This is a genomic window from Nonomuraea sp. NPDC050540 (assembly GCF_044457485.1).
GTDB lineage: Bacteria > Actinomycetota > Actinomycetes > Streptosporangiales > Streptosporangiaceae > Nonomuraea.
In genome coordinates this window covers 107,945-129,798 of the sequence record NZ_JBITHA010000012.1, presented here as the reverse complement: position 1 = coordinate 129,798, position 21,854 = coordinate 107,945, and the positions used below count along the sequence as shown (strand labels likewise).

The 21,854-nt window shown below is 71.6% G+C and carries 19 protein-coding genes; 12 read left to right on the top strand and 7 right to left on the bottom strand.

What is annotated here, in order from left to right; genetic code table 11:
- Window positions 1-19: 19 nt before the first annotated feature.
- On the top strand, window positions 20-1,093 hold the full coding sequence (locus ACIBI5_RS34735) for a sensor histidine kinase (RefSeq protein ID WP_397252948.1): 1,074 nt from the start codon (window positions 20-22) through the stop codon (window positions 1,091-1,093).
- Here ACIBI5_RS34735 and ACIBI5_RS34730 read toward each other — a convergent pair.
- Genes ACIBI5_RS34730 through ACIBI5_RS34720 form a run of 3 tightly spaced genes read right to left on the bottom strand, consistent with a single transcriptional unit; the run spans window position 1,074 to window position 3,428 of the window.
- Window positions 1,074-1,718 carry a response regulator gene (locus tag ACIBI5_RS34730; protein ID WP_397252947.1) on the bottom strand — a complete coding sequence of 215 codons (645 nt, stop codon included), beginning with the start codon at window positions 1,716-1,718 and terminating at the stop codon, window positions 1,074-1,076. The genes ACIBI5_RS34735 and ACIBI5_RS34730 overlap by 20 nt on opposite strands.
- A complete protein-coding gene (locus ACIBI5_RS34725; protein WP_397252946.1) occupies window positions 1,709-2,827 on the bottom strand; it encodes a sensor histidine kinase in 1,119 nt (372 codons plus the stop codon). Before ACIBI5_RS34725 ends, ACIBI5_RS34730 begins: the two co-directional genes overlap by 10 nt.
- A complete protein-coding gene (locus ACIBI5_RS34720) occupies window positions 2,811-3,428 on the bottom strand; it encodes a DedA family protein (protein ID WP_397104894.1) in 618 nt (205 codons plus the stop codon). The genes ACIBI5_RS34725 and ACIBI5_RS34720 overlap by 17 nt, the downstream gene beginning before the upstream one ends.
- A 101-nt stretch (window positions 3,429-3,529) precedes the next feature.
- On the opposite strand from ACIBI5_RS34720, the gene ACIBI5_RS34715 reads away from it, so the two are divergent.
- Genes ACIBI5_RS34715 through ACIBI5_RS34700 form a run of 4 tightly spaced genes read left to right on the top strand, consistent with a single transcriptional unit; the run spans window position 3,530 to window position 10,257 of the window.
- A complete protein-coding gene (locus ACIBI5_RS34715; protein WP_397252945.1) occupies window positions 3,530-6,238 on the top strand; it encodes an SNF2-related protein in 2,709 nt (902 codons plus the stop codon).
- Window positions 6,235-7,329, top strand: a complete 1,095-nt coding sequence (locus tag ACIBI5_RS34710) for an SWIM zinc finger family protein (RefSeq protein WP_397252944.1) — start codon at window positions 6,235-6,237, stop codon at window positions 7,327-7,329. The genes ACIBI5_RS34715 and ACIBI5_RS34710 overlap by 4 nt, the downstream gene beginning before the upstream one ends.
- Window positions 7,329-9,812, top strand: coding sequence for a BTAD domain-containing putative transcriptional regulator (locus ACIBI5_RS34705; RefSeq protein WP_397252943.1), 2,484 nt, complete (start codon window positions 7,329-7,331; stop codon window positions 9,810-9,812). The genes ACIBI5_RS34710 and ACIBI5_RS34705 overlap by 1 nt, the downstream gene beginning before the upstream one ends.
- 37 nt (window positions 9,813-9,849) lie before the next feature.
- Window positions 9,850-10,257 carry an SgcJ/EcaC family oxidoreductase gene (locus ACIBI5_RS34700; RefSeq protein WP_397252942.1) on the top strand — a complete coding sequence of 136 codons (408 nt, stop codon included), beginning with the start codon at window positions 9,850-9,852 and terminating at the stop codon, window positions 10,255-10,257.
- A gap of 178 nt (window positions 10,258-10,435) precedes the next feature.
- Here the strand turns inward: ACIBI5_RS34700 and ACIBI5_RS34695 are convergent, their stop codons facing one another.
- Window positions 10,436-10,651 carry a hypothetical protein gene (locus tag ACIBI5_RS34695; protein WP_397252941.1) on the bottom strand — a complete coding sequence of 72 codons (216 nt, stop codon included), beginning with the start codon at window positions 10,649-10,651 and terminating at the stop codon, window positions 10,436-10,438.
- Window positions 10,652-10,700: 49 nt separating this feature from the next.
- Between ACIBI5_RS34695 and ACIBI5_RS34690 the strand changes: the two genes are divergently transcribed.
- Window positions 10,701-11,468, top strand: coding sequence for a carbon-nitrogen hydrolase family protein (locus ACIBI5_RS34690; protein WP_397252940.1), 768 nt, complete (start codon window positions 10,701-10,703; stop codon window positions 11,466-11,468).
- A 48-nt stretch (window positions 11,469-11,516) separates the two neighbouring features.
- Here ACIBI5_RS34690 and ACIBI5_RS34685 read toward each other — a convergent pair whose 3' ends face one another.
- Entirely contained in the window at window positions 11,517-12,257 is a 741-nt protein-coding gene (locus ACIBI5_RS34685; RefSeq protein WP_397252939.1) for a serine hydrolase, read from the bottom strand.
- Window positions 12,258-12,357: 100 nt separating this feature from the next.
- Here ACIBI5_RS34685 and ACIBI5_RS34680 point away from each other — a divergent pair, with 100 nt between their 5' ends.
- The 3 genes from ACIBI5_RS34680 to rox all read left to right on the top strand — a co-directional run bounded on the left by ACIBI5_RS34680 (window position 12,358) and on the right by rox (window position 16,311).
- Complete coding sequence (locus ACIBI5_RS34680) at window positions 12,358-12,843, top strand: MarR family winged helix-turn-helix transcriptional regulator (protein ID WP_397252938.1); 486 nt, start codon at window positions 12,358-12,360, stop codon at window positions 12,841-12,843.
- A 715-nt stretch (window positions 12,844-13,558) separates the two neighbouring features.
- Entirely contained in the window at window positions 13,559-14,314 is a 756-nt protein-coding gene (locus ACIBI5_RS34675; RefSeq protein WP_397252937.1) for a FadR/GntR family transcriptional regulator, read from the top strand.
- A 467-nt stretch (window positions 14,315-14,781) separates the two neighbouring features.
- The gene (rox, locus tag ACIBI5_RS34670; RefSeq protein WP_397252936.1) at window positions 14,782-16,311 is read left to right on the top strand and encodes a rifampin monooxygenase; all 1,530 of its coding nucleotides are present in this window, start codon (window positions 14,782-14,784) and stop codon (window positions 16,309-16,311) included.
- Window positions 16,312-16,431: 120 nt separating this feature from the next.
- Here the strand turns inward: rox and ACIBI5_RS34665 are convergent, their stop codons facing one another.
- Both ACIBI5_RS34665 and ACIBI5_RS34660 read right to left on the bottom strand, forming a co-directional pair.
- A complete protein-coding gene (locus ACIBI5_RS34665; protein WP_397252935.1) occupies window positions 16,432-16,812 on the bottom strand; it encodes an ACT domain-containing protein in 381 nt (126 codons plus the stop codon).
- A gap of 5 nt (window positions 16,813-16,817) precedes the next feature.
- Window positions 16,818-17,951 (bottom strand): aminotransferase class I/II-fold pyridoxal phosphate-dependent enzyme, encoded by a 1,134-nt coding sequence (locus tag ACIBI5_RS34660; protein ID WP_397252934.1) that lies wholly within the window; start codon window positions 17,949-17,951, stop codon window positions 16,818-16,820.
- 166 nt (window positions 17,952-18,117) lie between these two features.
- Here ACIBI5_RS34660 and ACIBI5_RS34655 point away from each other — a divergent pair, with 166 nt between their 5' ends.
- From ACIBI5_RS34655 to ACIBI5_RS34645, 3 genes are read left to right on the top strand one after another with little or no spacing between them, the layout of a single operon-like run.
- Window positions 18,118-19,920, top strand: a complete 1,803-nt coding sequence (locus ACIBI5_RS34655) for a lyase family protein (protein WP_397252933.1) — start codon at window positions 18,118-18,120, stop codon at window positions 19,918-19,920.
- Window positions 19,917-20,879, top strand: coding sequence for a hypothetical protein (locus ACIBI5_RS34650; protein ID WP_397252932.1), 963 nt, complete (start codon window positions 19,917-19,919; stop codon window positions 20,877-20,879). Before ACIBI5_RS34655 ends, ACIBI5_RS34650 begins: the two co-directional genes overlap by 4 nt.
- 26 nt (window positions 20,880-20,905) lie before the next feature.
- Window positions 20,906-21,853, top strand: coding sequence for an ABC transporter substrate-binding protein (locus ACIBI5_RS34645; protein ID WP_397252931.1), 948 nt, complete (start codon window positions 20,906-20,908; stop codon window positions 21,851-21,853).
- Window position 21,854: the final 1 nt, after the last annotated feature.

Here is a 21,854-nt window from a genome sequence, read left to right as displayed (position 1 = left end):
CCCAGCCTACGGTGGATGGATGCAAGGAGATCGCCAGCCCGGACTCAAGGGGTTTCTCGGCTTCGGCCTGCTCGGTGTGGGCGTGCTCTGGGACTGCCTGGCCGGGGTCTACCAGCCGGTGTGGCCGGCCTGGGCGGGGCTGGCGCTCACGCTGGGCCTGTACGCGCTGCTGATCCTGGCTCCGCTGCCGGTCGCCGCCGCCCGCTGGGTGGTGGGCGCGATGGCGGCGGTGGTGACGGGCATGGCGCTGGTCTACGCGAACGGCTGGTTCTACCTGTTCCCGTTGCTCGCGCTGGCCTGCGCGCTGGTGCTTCAGGGCCGGGCCGTCCATCTCGCGCTGGGCGCGCTGGCGGCCGTGACCGCGTTCGCGGTGTGGCGCGGCGGTGAGGGGATCGGGCCGATCATGGGCTTCGCCTGGGGGTCGTTCAGCACGGGCGTGGTGATGGCGGCGTTCCTGCGACTGCACGTCGTGATCGCCGAGCTGAACCGCACCCGGGAACGGCTGGCCGAGGCGGCCGTGGCCGAGGAACGGCTGCGCTTCTCCCGGGATCTGCACGACCTGCTGGGCCACACGCTCTCGGTGATCGTGGTGAAGGCCGAGGCGGTGCGGCGGCTGGCCGTACGCGATCCGGAGCAGGCGGCGCGGCAGGCGTCCGACATCGAGTCGGTGGGCCGGCAGGCGCTGACCGAGGTACGCGAGGCGGTGACCGGCTACCGCGAGGTCAGCCTGGCGGCGGAGCTGGAACGCGTCCGCGAGGCGCTGCGGGCGGCGGGCGTGGAGGTGGTCGTGCGCCGCGACGGCGCGCCGCGCTCCGCGCAGGCCGAGGCGCTGCTGTCGTGGGTGGCCCGCGAGGCGGCCACGAACATCCTGCGCCACAGCACGGCCGCCCACGCGGTCTTCGAGGTTTCCGGCGCCGCGCTCACGGTCCGCGACGATGGCGCGCCCAAGCATCAGGACCGGCCACCGGGCGGCGGCCTGCGCGGCCTGTCGGAACGCCTGACCAGGGCCGGGGGCAGCGTCGAGGCCGGTCCGCTGCCCGGCGGCGGCTACGAGGTGCGGGCGAGCCTGCCCGTCACGACTGCAGATAGCTGAGCACGGCCAGCACGCGCCGGCTGTAGCCGGTGGTGTGGGAGAGGCTCAGCTTGTCGAAGACGGCGTTGACGTGCTTTTCCACGGCGCTCTGCGAGACGTGCAGCGCCTGGGCGATCGAGGCGTTGGTCAGCCCCTGGGCCATGTGCTCCAGCACCTGCCGTTCGCGCGCGGTCAGGCGTGAGAGCGGGTCGGTGTGGCTGGTGCGGGCCAGAAGCTGGCGGACCACCTCCGGGTCGAAGGCGGCGCCGCCCTCCCCCACCCGCTCCAGCGCGTCGAGGAAGTCGGCCACCTGCGCCACCCGGTCCTTCAGCAGGTAGCCGACGCCGTCGACGCTGCCGGTCATGAGCTCGGTGGCGTACTTCTTCTCGACGTACTGCGACAGGACCAGCACCTTGACCGACGGCCAGCGGCGCCGGATCTCCAGCGCCGCGCGCAGGCCCTCGTCGGTGTGGGTGGGCGGCATGCGCACGTCGACGACGACGATCTCCGGCTCGTGCTTCTCGACGGCCTCGATGAGCGCCTGCCCGTCGCCGACGGCCGCGGGCACCTCGTGGCCTTCCTCGTGCAGCAGCCGTACGAGGCCCTCGCGCAGCAGCGTGGAGTCCTCGGCCAGGATCACCCGCATGGCAGCTCCGCGGTGATCACGGTGGGCCCGCCGGCCGGGCTGTCCACGAGGAGCCTGCCGTCGATCGCGGCCACGCGCCGCTCCAGCCCGGACAGTCCCCCGCCCGTGGGTACGGCTCCGCCGCACCCGTCGTCTTCGATACGCACGACGACCATTGTCCCGTCCTGCCGGATCTCCACGCTCACCCCGGTGGCCGCGGCGTGCTTGGCGGCGTTGGTCACCGTTTCCGAGACGACGAAGTAGGCGGCGGTCTCCACGGCCATCGGCGGGCGCACGGCCAGGTCGCAGCGGATGTGCACGGGGACGCTCGAACGTTCGGCGACCCCGGCCAGCGCGTCTGCCAGGCCGAGGGTGTCCAGCCCGCTGGGGTAGACGCGCCAGGCGACCTCGCGCAGTTCGGCCAGCGCCCGTTGCGCGTCCTCGTGCGCCTGGGCCAGCAGGTCGGTCTTGCCGCCGCGGCGGGCGCGGCCGATGAGCATGGACAGCGCGACCAGGCGTTGCTGCAGCCCGTCGTGCAGGTCGCGCTCGATCCTGCGCCGCTCGGCGTCGACGGCGGCCACGATGCCCGCCCTGGTCTCGGCCAGTTGCTCGATGCGCCGGATGAGCGCGGCGGTGGGGTCGGGGGCGAGCATTCTGCGGGCCAGGCGGCGCTCGACCACGCGCACGCCCACAAGTCCCGAAATATCGAGGAAAAGCAGGACGATGCCGATGAGGCCGAGGTAGAGCAGCAGCGGGACCGTGGGCAGCATCCCGTCGTACGGCTCGTTGTGCGCCCACGCCCAGCCCGCGCGGAGCCCGGTCGCGATTCCGAGTTCCAGCAGCGACAGCACGAGGCCGCCGAGCAGCCCGAGCGGCACCCTCGCCGCCAGATAGGCCATGGCCCGCCCGGCGTCGGCGATCTCGTCCACCGGCACCCGCAGCCGCCGCGCCTCGGCCCGCGCGAGCCACAACGCCGCCCGGTCCAGCGCGGTGGGCGAGGTGGCCCCGCCCACCTTCCGGAAGGCGCGGACCGGCGCGCCGACGATCAGGAAGACGAGCTCGGCCACCGCGGTGAGGGTGCCGAGCGCGATCTCCCAGAGCAGGCGCAGCGCGTCAGCGACGCGCCCCATGCTTGCCTTTCCGCCGCTCGCTGAGCCGCATGCCGATGAAGATCAGCACGGCGAGCACCGCGAGGCCGAGCACCACCTTGCTTCCGATCCCCACGTACGCCTCGACCAGGTGCCAGCTCTCCCCCAGGTAGTAGCCGGCGAGCACGAAGATGGAGTTCCAGATCGCGCTGCCTGCCAGCGTGAGCAGGGTGAAGGTGGGCAGCGGCATCCGCTCCACACCGGCCGGGACCGAGATGAGGCTGCGGAAGATGGGGATCATCCGCCCGAAGAAGACCGTCTTCTTCCCGTGCTTCTGGAACCAGGCCTCGGTCTTCTCGATGTCGGAGATCTTCACCAGCGGCAGCTTGCCCGCCAGGCGCAGGGTGCGTTCGCGGCCCAGCATGGCACCCACCCAGTACAGCGCCAGCGCCCCGACCACCGAGCCCAGCGTCGTCCACACCAGCGCGTCGATGAGATCCATCTCACCACGGCTGGCGGTGAAACCGGACAGCGGCAGGATCACCTCACTCGGCAGCGGTGGGAAAAGGTTCTCCAGCGCGATCGCGAGGCCCGCCCCTGGTGCGCCCAGGGTCTCCATGAGGTCAACCACCCAGTCCGTCATGTCATGAAGGCTAGGCAAGATCCGGGTAAAGCGAGAATGAGGCGTACTCCCGAATCGTGGTGGGGTAAACCACAGGTCCGCGTACCGTACACTGTACGGCTGTGACTTCCTTGGTACGGCATGCCGTCGTCTTCGAGCCCGGCGATCCCCCACGAGCAGGGACGATGGCCTTCCTCGTCCCCGACGGCGAAGACGGCGTCACGGTGGCCGAGCAGGATGGCGGCGCGGTGCGGACGCTCCGGGTTCCGGCGCGCAGAATTCCCGTTTCGGAAGCGGTCGCCGTGCTCGCCAGGGCCAGGACCGACCACGAGGCGCACCCGGCGGCCCGCTTCTGGGGCGCCGCGGCGCTGGTGGCGCTCCAGCTGGTGACCAGGGGGCGGATCCTGCCCGGGGTGTCGGCCGGGGACCACGACGCGTGGCGGGCCGGGCCGTTCGACGCCGCCGACGTGGCCAGGATCAGGGAACTGGCCGACGCCATGCCCGCCGCGGCGCGCGCCGTACCGCTGGAGGAAGGCCCTGAAGGGCCGGTGCTGCCCGACGCGGAGAGTCTCGTGCGGGCCTTCCTCGACGCGGTCGCCGACGCGATGCCGCGCTCGCCCGGCGCGGTGCGCGCGACGGGAACCTCCGCGTTCGCGGCGCTGCGCCCGGTGAAGGTGCCGCAGTTGCGCCCGTGGGCGGAGGAGGTCGCCGCGGGCCTCGACTCCGGGGTACGGCTGTCGCTGCGCCTGGAGTGCGACGACCCGGCCGGATCGGAGTTCCGCGCCGTGGTCCAGCTCCACAGCCTGGCCGACCCCTCACTCGTGGTCGACGCGGCGGACCTGTGGGCCGGTGAGGACCCCGGCTTCGGCGCCCGCGCCAGGATCGAGACGCTCATCGCCGTGCGCCGTGCCGCCAAGGCCTGGACCCGGCTGGAACGACTGCTGGAGAGCGCCGTCCCCGACGAGCTCATCCTGACCGACGGTGACGTCGAAGAACTGCTGGCCGGGGCGTCCACCCGGCTGACCGGCGCCGGCGTGGACGTGCACTGGCCCAGGTCGATGGTGCGCGGGCTCAGCGCCCGCGCCGTGCTCGGCGAGAGCGAGCAGGCGCCTTCCGACCTGCCGTCCTACCTGGGCGGTGCCCAGCTGACCAGCTTCAACTGGCAGCTCGCGCTCGGCGGGCAGCGGCTGACGGCGGCCGAGATGGACCAGCTCGCCGAGTCGCACCGCCCGGTCGTCCGGCTGCGCGACCAATGGGTGCTCATCGACCCCGACGTCGCCCTCAAGGCCCGCCAGCGCGAGCTCAAGCCGCTGAACGGCATCGACGCCCTGGGCGCCGCGCTGACCGGCACGGTCGAGGTCGACGGCGAGCAGGTCGAGGTCGAGCCGAGCGCCTGGCTGCTGGAGCTGCGCGACCGGCTGGCCGAGCCGGAGGAGATCGGCGTGCCGGCCGGGCTGGCCGCGACGCTGCGTGACTACCAGTTCCGCGGCCTGCGCTGGCTGGCCAGGATGTCCTCGCTGGGCCTGGGCGCGTGCCTGGCCGACGACATGGGGCTGGGCAAGACGATCACGCTGATCGCTCTTCACCTGCACCGGGGCGGTGGTCCCACGCTGGTGGTCTGCCCGGCCTCGTTGCTGGGCAACTGGGAGCGGGAGATCACCCGGTTCGCGCCGGGGGTCCAGGTGCGGCGCTATCACGGGACTAATCGCGATTTGTCTGACGAAGGCTTTGTTCTCACGACTTATGGGACGATGCGGTTGGACGCCGAGAAGCTGGCCGCTCATCCGTGGGACCTGCTCGTCGCCGACGAGGCCCAGCACGTCAAGAACCCCGCCTCCAGCACCGCCAAGGCGCTGCGCGACATCCCCGCCGCGGCCCGTGTCGCGCTGACCGGCACCCCGGTCGAGAACAACCTGTCCGAGCTGTGGGCGATCCTCGACTGGACCACGCCCGGCCTGCTGGGCTCGCTGGCCCGCTTCCGCGCTCGCTGGGCGAAGCCGGTCGAGTCCGGCGACTCCGTGGCGGCCGAGCGGCTGGCCAGGCTGGTCGGGCCGTTCCTGCTGCGGCGCCGTAAGTCCGATCCCGGCATCGCGCCCGAACTGCCGCCCAAGACCGAGACCGACCGGCCCGTGCCGCTCACCACCGAGCAGGCCGCGCTCTACGAGGCGGTCGTGCGCGAGATCATGGCGCAGATCGAGTCCGCCGAGGGCATGGCCAGGCGCGGGCTGATCGTCAAGCTCCTGACCGGGCTCAAGCAGATCTGCAACCACCCCGCCCAGTACCTGCACGAGGCGGCGCCCCAGCTCACCGGCCGCTCGGGCAAGCTGGAGCTCCTCGACGAACTGCTCGACACCATCACCGCCGAGGACGGCGCCGTACTGGTCTTCACCCAGTACGTGGCCATGGCCAGGCTGCTGGAGAAGCACCTGACCGGACGGGGCGTCACCACCCAGCTCCTGCACGGCGGCACCCCGGTGCCCAAACGCGAGGAGATGGTCCAGCGCTTCCAGGACGGCGAGGTCCCGGTCTTCCTGCTCTCCCTCAAGGCCGCCGGAACCGGGCTCAACCTCACCCGCGCCGACCACGTCATCCACTTCGACCGCTGGTGGAACCCGGCCGTGGAGGACCAGGCCACCGACCGCGCCTACCGCATCGGCCAGACCCGGCCCGTCCAGGTCCACCGGCTGATCACCGAAGGCACCATCGAGGACCGCATCGCCGAGATGCTCACCGCCAAGCGCTCGCTGGCCGAGGCCGTGCTGGCCGGCGGCGAGGCCGCCCTCACCGAACTCACCGACGCCGAACTCGCGACCCTGGTGGAGCTGAGATGACCGCCGTCAAGGGATTCCCCGCCTTCCCGCCGCAACGCGCCGGCGCCCGCTTCGCCACCTCCTGGTGGGGCCGGGCGTGGATCAAGGCCATGGAGGACACCTCCCTGGACCACACACTCCTGCGCAAGGGCCGTGCCTATGCCAAGACCGGGCAGGTCGGGCCCATCGCCGTCTCACCCGGACGGCTGGTCGCCACGACCGAGGGCGAGTACGACACCGTCGTACGCGTCGCCCAGCTCACCGACGCCGAATGGGAACGTTTCCTCGACCAGGTGGCCGCCCAGTCCGGGCACATCGCCGCGCTCCTGGACGGGGAGGTGCCGCACGCCCTGGTCGAAGCGGCCGAAGACGCCGCCGTCCCGCTGCTGCCGACCGTCGGCGACCTGGAGCCGGAGTGCGACTGCCCCGACTGGGGGCATCCGTGCAAGCACGCGGCCGCCTTGTGCTACCAGGCGTCCTGGCTGCTGGACGGCGATCCGTTCATGCTGCTTCTGCTGCGGGGGCGGGGCCGTACCGACCTGCTGGAGGCCCTTCAGCTGCGCGACGCCCCCACACCCGCCGCGACGGGCATCTCCGCGTTGGCGGCGTTCTCGCTCGGCGTCCCGCCGCTGCCCGCGCCGCCGCCGGTCGCGGTGGAGTACGTCCCGCTGGAGCTGGAGGAGGCCGCCGGCGTGGACGTCGCGGCCCTGAAGGTGCTGGCCGCCTCGGCGTCCGCGCGGGCGCGCGAGCTGCTGTCGGGCGGCAGCCCCGCCGTCCTCACCGAACGCCAGGACCGCGTGCGGCTGGCCGCCGAGCACGACCTGGACATCGGCGACGCGCCCGCGGTCCTCGCCTGGCAGTACGGCGGGCCGGCCGGCCTGGAGGTGCTGGAACACGCCTGGACCCCCGGCAGGCAGGAACTGGCCAGGGCCGAGGCCGCCTGGCAGCGCGAGGAACTGCCGCCCGTCCAGGCCGCCCGCAACCGCTGGACGCTGGGTTCCCTGCAGTTGCGCCTGGGCAAGGACGGCCGCTGGTATCCGTTCACGCTGCGCGAGGGCGAGTGGTGGCCCTCCGGAGCACCGGAACGCGACCCCGCGGCGCTCGCCTACTGATGACCGGCGTCCGGATCGGCCTGCTCGGGCCGACGACCCTGTCCGGGGTCGTCGCCCTGCCGGGACGGCCCCGGACGCTGCTGGCCCGGCTGGCGCTCGACGCCGGCCGCCAGGTGGCCGTCGACGCGCTGACGGAGGCGGTGTGGCCGGACAGGCTGCCTGACCATCCCGTGCGGGCGTTGCAGTCGCTGGTGTGGCGGTTGCGCGGCGCGCTGCCGGACGGCCTGGAGTCCGGGCAGGGCTGGTACCGGCTGAACGTCGAGGCGTCCTCGGTGGACGCGCACCTGTTCGAGCGGCTCGCCCTCGAAGGCGGCCGGGCGCTGCGGGAGGGCCGGGCGCGGACCTCGGAAAGGCTCCTGGGCGAGGGGCTCGCGCTGTGGCGGGGTGACGCGCTCGCCGACGTGGCCGACTCGCCGTTCGCCGGCGCGGCGGCCCGGCGGCTGCGGGAGGCCCGGCTGACGGCGACGGAGGACTGGATCGAGGCCGGGCTCGTGGCGGGGGCGGAGCCGTCCCGGCTGGTGGCGCTGCTGGAGGAGCACACGGCCACGCACCCGGTGCGCGAGCGTGCGCACGGGCTGCTGATGCGGGCGCTGCGCGCGGACCTGCGGCCGAGCGAGGCCCTGGCCGCCTACGAGCGCTTCCGGGTACGGCTCGCCGACGACCTCGGCGCCGATCCCGGCCCCGAGCTGGCGGCGATCCACGCGGCGTTGTTGCGCGGCTCGCCCGGCGCCGCCGAAGTGCGGGCGCGTGGCAACCTGCGGGCGCCGCTGACCGCGATCGTGGGGCGGGAGGAGGACCGGCGCCGGGTGGGTGAGCGGCTGGCGGGCGCGCGGCTGGTCACGCTGACCGGTCCGGGAGGGGTGGGAAAGTCGCGGCTGGCCGCGGCCGTGGCCGGGGATCTCCGCACCGGCTTTCCCGGCGGCGTGTGGTGGGCGGATCTGGGTGCGGTGGCCGGAGACGACGACGTGCCCGCGGCGGTGGCGACCGCCGCCGGGCTGCGCGAGTCACTGCCGCCGAGCCCGGTACGCGACGTGATCGCGCGCCTGGCCGAGGCGTTCGCCGGCCCGCCCGCGCTGATCGTGCTGGACGGATGTGAGCACGTGGTCGACGCCGCCGCCCGGCTGGCGGGTGAGCTGCTCGGGCGCTGTCCCCGGCTGACGGTTCTGGCGACCAGCAGGGAGCGGCTCGGCCTGGCCGGGGAGGCGCTGTGGCCGGTGCGCCCCCTGCCCGTTCCCGGGCCGGGCGAGGACGCGGCGGCCAGTCCCGCCGTGCGGTTGTTCGCCGAGCGGGCCGCGGAGGCCGACCCCGACTTCGCCTTGTTGTCAGGCAACCTGGCCGTGGTGGTCGGCGTCTGCCGGGAGCTGGACGGGCTGCCGCTGGCGCTCGAACTGGCCGCCGCCCGGCTGCGGTACGTGAGCCTGGAGCAGCTGGCCGCCCGCCTGGGCGACCGCTTCGGGGTGCTGGTCGGCGGCAGCCGTACCGGCTCGCCCCGGCACCGCACGTTGCGCGCGGTCGTCGACTGGAGCTGGAACCTCCTCGGCGAACCCCAGCGCCATCACGCGGCCAGGCTCGCGGTGTTCGCCGGGACGTTCTCCGAGCAGAGCGCGGCGTGGCTGGGCGTGTCCGCGGAGACGCTGACCGAGCTGGCCGACCGCTCGCTGATCGCCGCGCACGCCGGCCGCTACCGGATGCTCGACACGATCCGCGCCTACGGCCGCGAACGCCTGGACGAGCGCGGCGAGCTGCAGGCGGCGCAGCGCGAGCACGCCGCCTGCTTCCTGGACCTGGCCGAACGCGCCGCCCCGCACCTCCGCGGCCCAGGGCAGCGCCGGTGGACGGCGGACCTGGCCGCCGACCGGGACAACCTGCTGCTGGCCTTCCACCACGCCCGCGAACACGGTGACGCCGCCACAGCGCTCCGCCTGGCGCTGGCACTGGAGGCGTTCTGGGCCGGCCACGACGACCACGCCCAGACCGCCACGCGCCTGCGCGCCGCCCTGCTGGTGCCGGGTCCGGCGCCAGAAAGCGCGCGAGCGGCCGCGACGGCCTGGTGCCTGTTCCACGCCCACCTGTGCGAACAACCCGCCAGAGCCGCGGACCTCCCCCCGGCCCCGCCCCCGAACGGCCGGGTGGAGGACACGATCATCCACGCGCTGACGACCGGCGACCTGTCCGCCCTCGCGCGCGGGCGACCGCATCCCGATCCGTGGACGCGCGGCAGGCTCTCGGTGGTGGAGGCCATGCTGCACGACCGCGCCGGCGACGCCCCCGCGATGCGCCACCACCTGGCCGCGGCGGCGCGAGCCTTCCGCGAGGCAGGCGGCGGCTGGGAGGCGGCCATGGCCCTGGCCTACCTCGCCGCAGAACACACCAGAGCCGGCGACCACCACGAGGCCGGCGACGCCCGCACCCAGGCTCTCGCCCTGGCCCACGACCTGAACATCACCGATCAGGTACGGCAGGCGTGGGCGGAAGCCGGTTGAGAGCGATCTGAGAGCGCCACCCGGCAAGGTCGGGTTCATGACGATTGACGATGAGAACGCGATCAAGGACCTCGCGCACCGGCAGCTGACCGCCTGGGCCGACGGCGACGGTCAGGCCTTCGCCGGCACCTTCACCCACGACGCCGACTTCATCGCGGCCAACGGCGAGCTGATCCAGACCCGGGAGGCGCTAGCGCTCAGCATGCAGGAGGGCTTCGACGGCTTCATGAAGGGCACCCGCATGTCAGAGGCCCAGCACACCCACATCCGCTTCCCCGCCCCCGGCACCGCCGTCATGATCACGATCGGCAACTGCGTCCTGCGCGACGGCGCCACCCAGTGCAGGACCGAGGACCTGTCCCAGCAGACCCGCGTGGCCGTGCGGACCAACGAGGGCTGGCTGTTCACCAGCTTCCACAACAGCCGCGTGCGACCACGCCTCTAGTCCCCCAGCCAGGACTCCCGGCCTCCTGGAGTTCGGCGGCGGCGCGGGCCCGCTCCTCCGGTGTCAGCGCGAGCGCCTTCAGGTCGACCTGTGGCGTTCGTCCAGGGCGATGGCCGGCTCGATCATCGTGGGCAGGGCCGGCGCGCGGTCCACGGCCTGCGCGCCCTCGCGTCGATCATCACGAGGCGGCCGCCGCCGTCCTCCTTGGCCGGGTCCACGCCCTCGGGCGGCTTGCCGACGTGGAGCTCGACGTTGCTCCACCGCGGCGCCAGGTACAGGTCATCTTGTAGGTGATCTCGAACCCGAGCGACTGGGAGAACTCCAGCGTCTCGTCGAGGGACACGCACGGCAGGACCGGGATGGTGGTCTCGCTCTGGGGCATCGTTGGAGTCACGGGGCGAGTCCAAGGTGACAAGTAGGATGCCCGCGTGTCGTATGAGATCTTGACCGTCGCGCTCGCCCAGACCTCCGCCGTGCCCGGTGACGTGGCCGCCAACGCTCGTGACGCCGCTGTCGCGATCAAGGCCGCTGCCGCGTCCGGTGCGAGTCTGATCATGTTTCCTGAGCTGTCTCTTATCGGGTATGACCTGGACCTTCTCCATGATTCCGGCGCTTGGGTGAGTGAGGATGACCCTCGGCTGGATGACGTGCGCGGGGCCGTACAGGAAGGTGGGCTGACGGCGGTTGTCGGTGCGGCCTACCGGCACCCCGACGGGACGGCGTGGCTCGCGTCGCTGGCGTTCTCGCCGGGCGGTGCGCATGTTCACGGGAAGTGTCATCTGCACGGGCGTGAGCGGGAGCTGTTCCGGGCCGCCGGGCCGGGGGCGCTGCTCGACGTGGACGGGTGGCGGGTCGCGCTGGCCATCTGCTACGACGCCGGTGTGCCTGGGCATGCGGAGGACGCGGCTCGACGGGGCGCGGAGGTTTATGCGGGTTCGGCGCTGTACACCCTGGAGGAGACGCGCCGGATCGACCTGCATTTCGGGGCGCGGGCGATGGATCATCGGATGTTCGCCGTGGTGGCCAATCACGCCGGGAGCGGGCCGGGGTGGGTGTCGTGCGGGGGCAGTGGCGCATGGCATCCGGACGGGACCCGGATCACCCAGGCCGCGACGGGTCCCGGGGTGTTCACGGCGGTGTTGTCGCGGGCCGAGATGGCGGGACTGCGGGAGAAGGACGCGCGTGCGGGGTACCCACGTACGGCCGGGTGAATTCAGCGGTGCCGCTGTTGGTGCCGTGCTTTAGCGGCACCGATGCGGTCAGGTCGTGGCGTTGTACAGGGCGGTGACCAGGGCGTCGTTCTCCGGGGCGCCCCATGCGCCGCCTGCCGGTGAGAAGCGGCGGCGGGTGTAGGCGTAGGCCAGCCCGCGGCCGGGGTCGGCGAAGGACAGGGCCCCGACCGCGCCGCTGTGGCCGAATGCCCGCCGGTCCGCGAACGGGTAGCGCGCCGCCATCGGCACGAACCCCAGTCCGAACGGCCGCGACTCCCCCGTCACCAGGTCGCCGCCCTCGGCGTGCACGCGGCTGAACTCGGCGACGGTCTCCGGCGCGAGCAACGCCGGCCACCTGTCCAGGACGCCGATCGCCGCCGCGTACATCCCGGCCAGGCCCCTGGCATTGCCCACGCTTCCCGCCGAACTGCTGCCCAACGCCCGCGTCTCGCGCGTGTTGGCGAAGGCGACCAGGTCGGTGGGCACGTTGAAGGCCACGGCCATGAGTCCGCGCGGGTGGAGCTCCGGCTGCCGCTCCGCTGGACGTACCGGGTCGTAGCGCGGCTCTTGCGCCTCGGGCAGGCCGAGGTTGAAGTCCAGCTCGTACGGTGCCCGGACCCGCTGCTCGTAAAGCTCCTGGATGGAGGCGCCGGTGACCCCGGTCCACAGGTCGACCACCCGCCGTCCGTGCGCGTAGACGGCCAGCTGGGCGCCGTCCGCACTCGCCACCCGCACGAACTCCTCGCGCACCCCTTCAAAACCGGCCTCAACAGTGCCTTGCACGTTCATGGCCAGCCCTCTCTCAGATCAAGCTGATAAACTAAACCGTATAGTAAAGTCTGTCAACGCTTCGGCTTCCGACTATCGGGCCTCGAATAAACTGCGCGGCATGGACGTGTTCGACGGCATCCTCGCCGCGTGGCAACGGGAACGGCCCGATCTGGATCTTTCGCCCATCGGGGTGTTCGGGCGGCTCGCCGGGGTGACACGGCGGATCGAGGCGGCGGTCGAGGAGGTGTTCGCGCGGCACGGGCTGAGGCAGGGCGAGTTCGACGTGCTGGCGGCGCTACGGCGATCCGGCCCGCCGTACACGCTGATCCCGTCCGAACTGGCGGCGGTGCTGATGATGTCGCGCGCCGGCATGACGAACCGCCTCGACCGCCTGGAGGCCGCCGGCTTCGTCGAGCGCGCCCTCGACGTCGCCGACCGGCGCAGCTTCCGCATCACGCTCACGGAGGAGGGCCGCCGCGTGATCGACGAAACCCTCACCGAACACGCCGCCACCCTGGCCCGCCTGGCCACCACTCTCTCCCCCGAAGACACCGCCACCCTCGACCGCATCACCCGAACCATGCTCACCAACCTGAACCGCTAACACCCAAGTCAAGGGACCCGCCCGCACCCACCCGCCTCAACACCCGCCCAGACGCCCCCAACCCCGACACCCGCCCCACCCCAAGACGCACCCCCGAGTCACCACCCGCCCCCGACCCGAGCCGAACCCGCACGCCCCACACCTCGACCCGAGCCAGAACCCTCACGCCCCCACCCGACCCGAGCAGACACGACATCCCGATCGGCGCCCCCACCCCGACTCTCGAGCCCTCACCGCCCCTGGCCTGCGCCATGGCCCGCTCTGGCCCGTGCGCTCGCCACGCTGGCTCGGTCCCTCACCACACCCCTGGGCCACCACCCCAACCTCCTGGGCCACAACCCCCGCCGCATCCCAACCGCCGCCGCAGCCACGCGCCGCGACGCCGTGGCGAGCTGTGGCGTGACCACCCTGGCGCAAGCTAGCAGGCCAAGCAGGTGTGTTGGCCTGCCTGCCTGGCCACACGATGTGCATAGCCAAGCGACGTGCATTGCCACACGGCCCAGCGCGGCCAGGCAACCTTCGGGCCCGGCGCGGAGGTGCTACCCCGGGATGGGCGAGCACCGAGCGGCGCTTCAGGCCCCGGATTGCCGCCACACAAGGGCTCGGGCCCCCGGGATGTCGAGCGTTGAACGGGTGCGTCCGGTTCGCAGGATCGGGCTGGGCGGGAGGATCCGGGCTGTCAAGAAGGTGTCAGGTTGCCTAGCCGCACGCTAGGATGGCGATCGAACAACGGCGGCCACACGACGAGGGGTTTCAGGCGATGGCGACGGGCGGCTCGAAGTTCGAGGTGACCCCTGTGGTCAAGAAGAGCGCGGCGGTGCAGGTGGCCGACCAGCTCGTGGTGGCCATCCGCGACGGGCACCTCAAGCCGGGTGACAAGCTACCGCCCGAACGTGAGCTCGCGCAGAACTTCGACGTCAGCCGCCCGACCATCAGGGAAGCGCTGGCCGCGCTGGAGCTTGCCGGGCTGGCCAAGTCGCACAAGGGCAGGGGGACGATCGTCACCGGATCGTCGGCCGTCGTGGCCACGTGGGGTGTCGAGGTGCTGCCGCCGCAGGTGTTCGAGGCCCGGCTGGCCATCGAACCGGCCCTGGCGGCACTGGCCGCCGAGAAGCGCTATCCCGAGGACCTCAACGCGTTGGAGTCGACGCTGGCGGAGCTGGAGGACGAATACGCGCGGACCGGCGCGTACGTCAGCGACCTGCCCCTCCACCGCGCCATCGCCCGCGCGGCCCGCAACCCGATCCTCGAAAAGTCCCTGGAGGAGGCGCTTCGCCACCTCGACGGCCCGCTGTGGTCGGAGCTGCGCCGCCGCGCGCTGTCCGCGCCGGGTGCGCGGGGCGGGCATGTGGCCGAGTTCCGTCTGGTGTTCGAGCACATCGCGGCCGGCCGGGCTGAAGAGGCGGCGGACGTGTGGCGTCAGCACCTCCTCCTCTACCGCAGCGAGATCATCGGCTCCCCGCCCGCCTGACCGAAGCACGCGTGATCGTCGCCCAAGCCGGCTGAGCAGCCTCCAAGGGCCGCTGACGAGCAGGCATTCAATCTGACGGCGCCCCTTTCAGAGATCGAGAACGTGCTGGATCGCCGGCTCCGGAGAGGCCGTGCTGGAACTGCCTCACAGGGGTGATCAGGGCGGTGGGCAGGTCGTGGAGATCGGGCAGCGCCCGGCGGGGAGGCCGGGACCAATCGTGCGCTACGCCGGATCAGCCCTGCGACCGCCCGAGCCCGATCGGAATCGTGATCACGTGGCCGGGAAATGGTTGGACGGGATGATGGTCGGGCTTGTAGCTTGCAGGTGATCGTGACGCCGTCCGAGGAGGTGAGACCCATGAACGCAAAAGCGATGTGGGTGCTCCCCCTTACCGTCACGGTCGGGCGATTGACGTAGGTGTCGCCGGGAGCGCCTCGCCAACAAGGCACTCCCGAAAGGCAACACCTATGCACTCTCAGCAGCCCATCGCCGAGCCACCGTCGAACGACGGGGCGGGCGAGGTTCTCCGGTCGCCGGTCTCCGGAGCCGGGCGCGCGCCGCTCCTTCACGACGTGATCATCGCCGGATGCGGGCCGACCGGTGCGATGCTGGCCGCCGAACTGCGGCTGCACGACGTGCGGGTACTCGTTCTGGAGAAGGAGACCGAGCCCACGTCATTCGTTCGCATAGTCAGTCTGCATATTCGCAGTCTCGAGCTCATGGCGATGCGCGGACTGCTGGATCGCCTGCTCCGGCAGGGAAGACAACGTCCGGTCGGCGGTATCTTCGCCGCCATCCCCAAACCCGCGCCCAAGGGCCTGGATTCCGCGTACGCCTATCTGCTGGGTATTCCGCAGCCGGTCATCGAGAATCTCCTTGAAGAACATGCGATCGCACTGGGTGCGCAGGTCCGGCGCGGTTGCGCGGTCGCCGGTTTCGAGCAGGACGACGAGGGTGTGACCGTCGAGCTGGCCGACGGGGAAAGGCTGCGTTCGCGCTATCTCGTCGGCTGTGACGGCGCGCGCAGTGCGGTGCGCAAGTTGCTCGGCGTCGGTTTCCCCGGCGAGCCCTCACGGTCCGACACGCTCATGGGCGAGATGAAAGCAGGCATGTCGCAGGAGGAGATCGCCGCCAAGGTGGCCGAGATCGGTCAGACCCATCAGCGATTCTGGCTCAGGCCCTTCGGCGAAGGGGTTTACAGCGTCGTGGTTCCCGCCGCGGGCGTCAGTGACCGCGCGGAAGCGCCCACCCTTGAGGATTTCCAACGACGGTTGCGCGCCATCGCCGGAACCGATTTCGGCGTGCATTCTCCGCGCTGGCTGTCGCGTTTCGGGGATGCCACCCGGCTGGCCGAGCATTATCGGGCCGGTCGGGTGCTGCTGGCCGGCGACGCGGCGCATATTCATCCGCCCATCGGCGGTCAGGGCCTCAACCTGGGCGTTCAGGACGCGTTCAACCTCGGCTGGAAACTGGCCGCACAGGTCCGCGGCTGGGCGCCGGAAGCATTGCTGGACACCTACCACGCCGAACGCCATCCGGTCGCCGAGGACGTGCTGGACAACACCCGTGCCCAGACGCAACTGCTGTCCGCCGAACCGGGCGCGCAGGCCGTGCGCAGGCTGCTCACCGAACTGATGGACCTCGACGAGGTGAACCGCCGTCTGATCGAGAAGATCACCGCGACCGGCATCCGCTACGACTTCGGCGAGGGTCCCGACCTGCTCGGCCGCCGCCTGCGTGACATCGGCGTCAAACAGGGCCACCTCTATGGTCTGTTGCATCGCGGCCGCGGCCTGCTGCTGGACCGCACCGAACGGCTGAGCGTCGGCGGCTGGTCAGACCGGGTCGATCACCTGGCGGATCCCACCGCGGAGCTGGATGTCCCGTGCGTCCTGCTCCGCCCCGACGGTCACGTCGCCTGGATCGGCGACGATCAGCGGGACCTGGACGACCACCTCTCCCGCTGGTTCGGCGAACCGCCCACTGATCTCGCCTGAGCCACCGCCCGCCGGCATGACGGAACACGGCCATGCCGGCCGGCGGTCACCGGTCGTGCCATCAGGTCTTCCCACGGCCCCGACCTCGGTAGCGGTCGGGGCCAGGCGGGTCGGGGGCGATCAGGTTCCCGTGCCGATCACGTGGCCGTGGGCTTCCAGTGCCGCCTTGGCAGTGGGGAGGTCGACGGTGCGTACCAGCAGATAGTCGGTGTCGAACGTGGACAGGACGAACACCGAGACCCGCACCTCGGCCAGCGGCGCGGTCAGCGACGCCAGGATCCCGACGAGCGAGAAGTCCAGCGCGTCGGCCACCCGCAGTGCGCTGAAGCCGCTCTCCACCTTGGCCCCGGGTGGCTCCGCACCGGAGCGGCACACCACCGAGACCTCCTCGGCGGTGACCGTCAGCGTGTAGAGCTCGGCCGCCACTGGTGGCGGGGGCGGGGAGGTGGTGGCGGGCAGCCGGCAGACGGAGTACTCGTTCGCGAGCAGGAGCAGTTCCATGTCCTTCACCTTCCCGAGGCGGGCGGCAGGGCGGCCACGACGGGTGCGAGCGCGTCGAGGGCCTCGGCCAGGTAGCCGGTGTCCATGCCGATGTTGATCCTGAACCATCCTTCCCTGCCGAAGAACACGCCGGGCGCGACCAGCACGCTCGCCTCGCGCCGGAACAGGTCGCCGACCTCGACGGACGACAGGTCGCTGTCATAGCGGACGAACGCCAGCGCGGAGGCCATCGGCGGGAGCGCGGCGAGCTTGCCGTCCTGCCGCCTCGCCCATGCGGAGAACAGGTCGTAACCTCTGCGCACGCAGGCGCGGTTGCGCTCGAACAGCCGCCGCCTGGCCGCGGGCCTGAGCGCGCACTCGGCGAGGAGGTTGTCGAGGCGGCCGGTCGCGATCGCGACGTACTCGTGCCGGCGCCACAGGTCGGCGAGCTCAGGATGAGCGCATACGGCCCAGCCGATGCGCAGACCGGACAGACCATAGGACTTCGACAGGCTGCCCACCCCGATGACCTTGTCGGTCATGCCGAGGAACGACGGCGTCTCGTCGTCGGTCAGGCGTTCGCTGCCCCGGTAGACCTCGTCGGCCACGAGCCAGGCGCCGCAGTCCTCGGCGATCCGCACGATCTCGGCCATCTCCTCCCTGGTGAGGATGTAGCCGGTCGGGTTGTTGGGGTTGCACACGTAGATGAGCCTGGTGCCGGGGGTGGCGACCTGGCGGAGTTGCTCCAGGTCGGGCGCCCAGCCGCGATCGGCGCGCAGTTCGAACGCCGCCACGTCGCAGCCGCGGTTGCGGGCCAGGCCCCAGACCTGGCGGTAGCCGGGTTCCATGACCACGACGCGGTCGCCCGGCTCGCAGAGCGCGTCGACGATCGCGGCGTTGGCCTCGGACGCGCCCACGGTGACCAGCACGTCGTCGGTGCCGATGCCGTCGTGGAGACCGGCGATGAGGCCGCGCAGGGACCGTTCGCCGTTGACCTCCGGGTAGTAGAGCGGCACGGACATGATCCGCTCCAGGTCCTCGCCGTCCTCGACGAGGTCGGCCACGGTGACGGGGTCGACGGTCGAGTCGGCGAGGTTGAAGCGCACGGTCTGCTCGTGGTCGGACTGCCAGTTCTCGAGCTCGAACGTCTGGAAGGTCACAGGCACTCCTTCGGCGAACAGGTCAGGTTGCCTGGCAGGTTGCCTGACGCCCTAAATCCTGTCAAGGGTGTCCGTTGTCTGCATATTTAGGGATTGACACGCCCTCTTTCCCCATGGAGTCTGGCTGTCTACCTACCAGGCAACCTTTCAAGTGAGGGGTGATGCTATGGATCAGAACCGTGTCGAACACGACCTCCTCGGCGAGATCAGACTTTCCTCGAACGACCTGTTCGGCATCCATACGGCGCGGGCCAGCGAGAACTTCCGTCTCGGCGGCGAGTCGCTGCGCCAGTTCCCCGCCCTGCTGACCGCGCTCGCGCAGGTCAAGAGCGCGGCGGCATGGGCCAACGTCAAGCTCGGCGTGCTGCCCGAGGAGATCGGGAACGCCATCATGGCCGCGGCCGCGGAGATCGCCGCCGGTGACCTGCACGAGCACTTCCCGCTCGACGTGGTGCAGGGAGGCGGAGGCACCTCGACCAACATGAACATGAACGAGGTCCTGGCCACCCGCGCCACCGAACTCCTCGCCACAGCACCAGAACCCACCCCGAACAGCCACACCCCGCACGCCGACCCAGACGGCCGCCAGCCACCGGCCGCCCCACCCGAACACCCGTGGACCGATGCGCGCGACCACCCCACGGAAGTCAACCCGAGCAGCCAGAACACGCGGACCGGCCCACGGGCCCTCCGCACGCAGATGGATCCGCACGGGCGCACTCCGGGCACCGGCCTGGAGGTCCGCACCACGGAAACCGACCCGGGCGGCCACACCACGAGGATGGATCCGGGCGACCGCAGCGCGTGGACTGATCCGGGCGGCCACACCTCGGGGGCTGACCCGGGCGGCGACACCACGGAGGCTGACCCGGGCCGCCGGAACACGCTTGAGGGTCCGAAAGACCACAGCGCGCACGAGGGCCCGAGAGGACATGGTGCGCACGAGGGTCCGAGAGGACACCAAGCGCGGGCGGATCCGTACGGCCAGGCCACGGGCGGCGAGCCGCGCGGGCACGCAATGCGGGTCGATCCGCATGATCACGTGAACCGGTCGCAGTCGACCAACGACGTGATGCCCACCGCGCTCAACCTCGCCGTCCTGACCACGGCCCAGGCGACCGTGCGGTCCCTGCGGGTGGTCGCCGAGTCGCTGCGCCGCCAGGCCGCGCGCTACCGGTCGCTGGACAGACTGGGACGCACCTGCCTGCAGGACGCGGTGCCCGTACCGGCTGGACTTGTGCACGACGGGCAGGCGAGCGCGGTCCTGTCGGCCGCGAGGCTGCTGGAGTCGGCGGCCGGTGAGCTGCGGGGGGTGCCGCTCGGCGCGACCGCGATCGGCACCGGCCTCGGCGCCCCGCCCGGCTTCGCGGAGCTGGCCCTGGAACGGCTGGCCGAGGAGACCGGACTCGCCCTGGAGCCCGCCGCGAACCTGTCCGAGGGCATCGCATCGCTGGAGAGCCTGGCCTCCGTCGCCGACGCCATGGCCAGAGGCGGACGCGTGCTCGCCCGCGTGGCGAGCGATCTGCGGCTGCTGTCCTCAGGCCCGGTGGGCGGCATGGCGGAGGTACGGCTGCCGCCCATGCAGGCAGGCTCCTCGATCATGCCGGGCAAGGTGAACCCGGTCATCCCCGAACTGGTCATGCAGGTCTCCTTCCAGTTGGAAGGCGGCGCCCACACCGTCCACCTGGCCTGCGCGGCCGGCGAACTCGAGGTCACCCCCTGGGCCCCGGTGGTCACCGCGGAACTCCTGCGCGGCCTGCGCCGTCTGGAACGCGTGGCCCTGCTGTTCGCCACCCGGTGCCTGGACGGGATGGCGTGGAACGAGGACGCGGTCCGCGACAACCTGCGCGGTTCCCTGCGCGAGGCGGTGGAGTCGGCGGTCGAGCACGGTCACGCCTACGCCGTCACCCACTTTCCCCTGGAACCCTCACCCATCACCGACCTGAACCACGCGGCAGGCACCCCATGACCCTCATCACCGACCCGATCCACGACGGTGCCACCGATCCCGTGCTCGTCTGGAACGGCGCCGAGTCCACGTGGTGGTGCCTGTTCGTCCACCGCCGGGCCAACACACGGATCGGCGGAGCACCCAGGATCGGTCGCTGTCACGGCGGCCGGGTCGCCGCCGCCAGCTCGGCCGACGGCGGTGGGAGCTGGCTCTACCGCGGCACCCTGGACCTCCCGGTCGAACCGGGTCTCAACACCTTCTGGGGCCCCGACGTGATCCGGCACGACGGCCTGCACCACATGTTCGTCACGTTCATCAGAGGCGTGCCCGACGACCCCGCCTGGGACACCCACGGCAGGCCGAGCCCGTGGCACCGCCAGATCCACCACCTGACCAGCCCCGACCTGTGGACCTGGTCGCACGCGGGACGCGTGGACCTCGGCACCGACCACGCCGTGGACCCTCACGTGCACCCGCTGCCCGAGGGCGGCTTCGGGCTCTGGTTCAAGGACGAGAACCGCGGCGGCTCCGTCTGGCTGGCCGTCAGCGACGACCTCGACGGGTGGAAGGTCGAGGAGCGGGCGCTGGCCGACTGGCACGAGGGCCCGGCGGTGTTCACGCTGGGCGGCCAGGGGTGGATGGTCGCCGAGACCCGCGCCGGTCCGGCCGTCTACCGCTCGCCCGACCTGCGCCGATGGGAACACCGGGGCGCCCTGACCGTGCCCGGCCACGCGCCGCGGCAGCCGTACATCCATCCGGTCGCGCACGACCGGGCGGCCATCCTCTACTACGCGCAGACCGGACGGGACAGTTTCGGCGAGGAGGTGCCGACGTCGGGACAGTCGTCGGCCATCCACGCCGCGGAGCTGGTCCTGATCGGGGGCGACCTCACGGTTCGCACGGCGAGCGCGCTCTCACTGACCGGCCACGACTCCGCCGTACGGCGGGCGCCGTCGGCCGGCGCACCCAGCCCCTGAACCGCGCACAGCAAGTTGGTGACACCATGAACAACCGCATCTTCTTCGTCGCCCTCGTGACCCTGCTGCCGCTGACCGCGTGCGGCGTCAACACAGCGCCGGACCTGGCGGAAAAGGCCGTCGACATCGCCAAGGACGACAAGCTCGCCGCCGGCGTGCCGAAGGAGATCCGCGACCGCGGGACGCTCATCATCGGCACGAACGCGCCCTACGCGCCGCTGGAGTTCTTCGCCGAGGACAACAAGACGCTGGTCGGCTTCGACATCGACACCGGCGACGCCATCGGCAGGCTGCTCAGCCTGAAGGTGGAGTGGCGCAACACCTCCTTCGACAACATCATCCCCGGCCTTGAGGCGGGCAGGTACGACATCGGGATCGCCGGGTTCGGCATCGAGAAGGAACGCCTGGGCGTCGTCGACTTCGTCTCCAGCTACCTCAACGGCGGCGGCTTCCTGGTGAAGAAGGGCAGCGGCATCAAGGTCAACGACTTCAAGGACACCGTCTGCGGCCTGCGGGTGAGCGTCCAGAGCGGCACCTCGCAGGTGGAGCGGCTGGAGAAGGCCGACGCCTACTGCAAGGGCGCGGGCAGGAAGCCCGTCCAGATCATCAGGATCCCGGACCAGAACCAGGCGGTGCTGACACTGTCCAGCGGGCGCGCCGACGTGGTGAGCGCCGACAAGCCGGCTGTGGAGTGGGCGGCCAAGCAGTCGGAGGGCACGCTCTGTGTGACGGGGACCTACCGAACGCCGCACAGCCTGTCCGGCATCGCCGTACCCAAGCGCAACTCCGCGATGAACGCGGTGCTGCAGGAGGCGATGACCAGGCTGCTGCAGCAGGGCCACTACACCCGCATAGCCGGCAAGTGGGGCGTCGTGGACGGCGCGATCGAGAAGTCGGAGATCTTCACCGACCCCGCGCAGGTGCAGGACGGCGACGAGATCTTCCCGCAGGCGATCAAGGAAGGGTGTGCCTAGC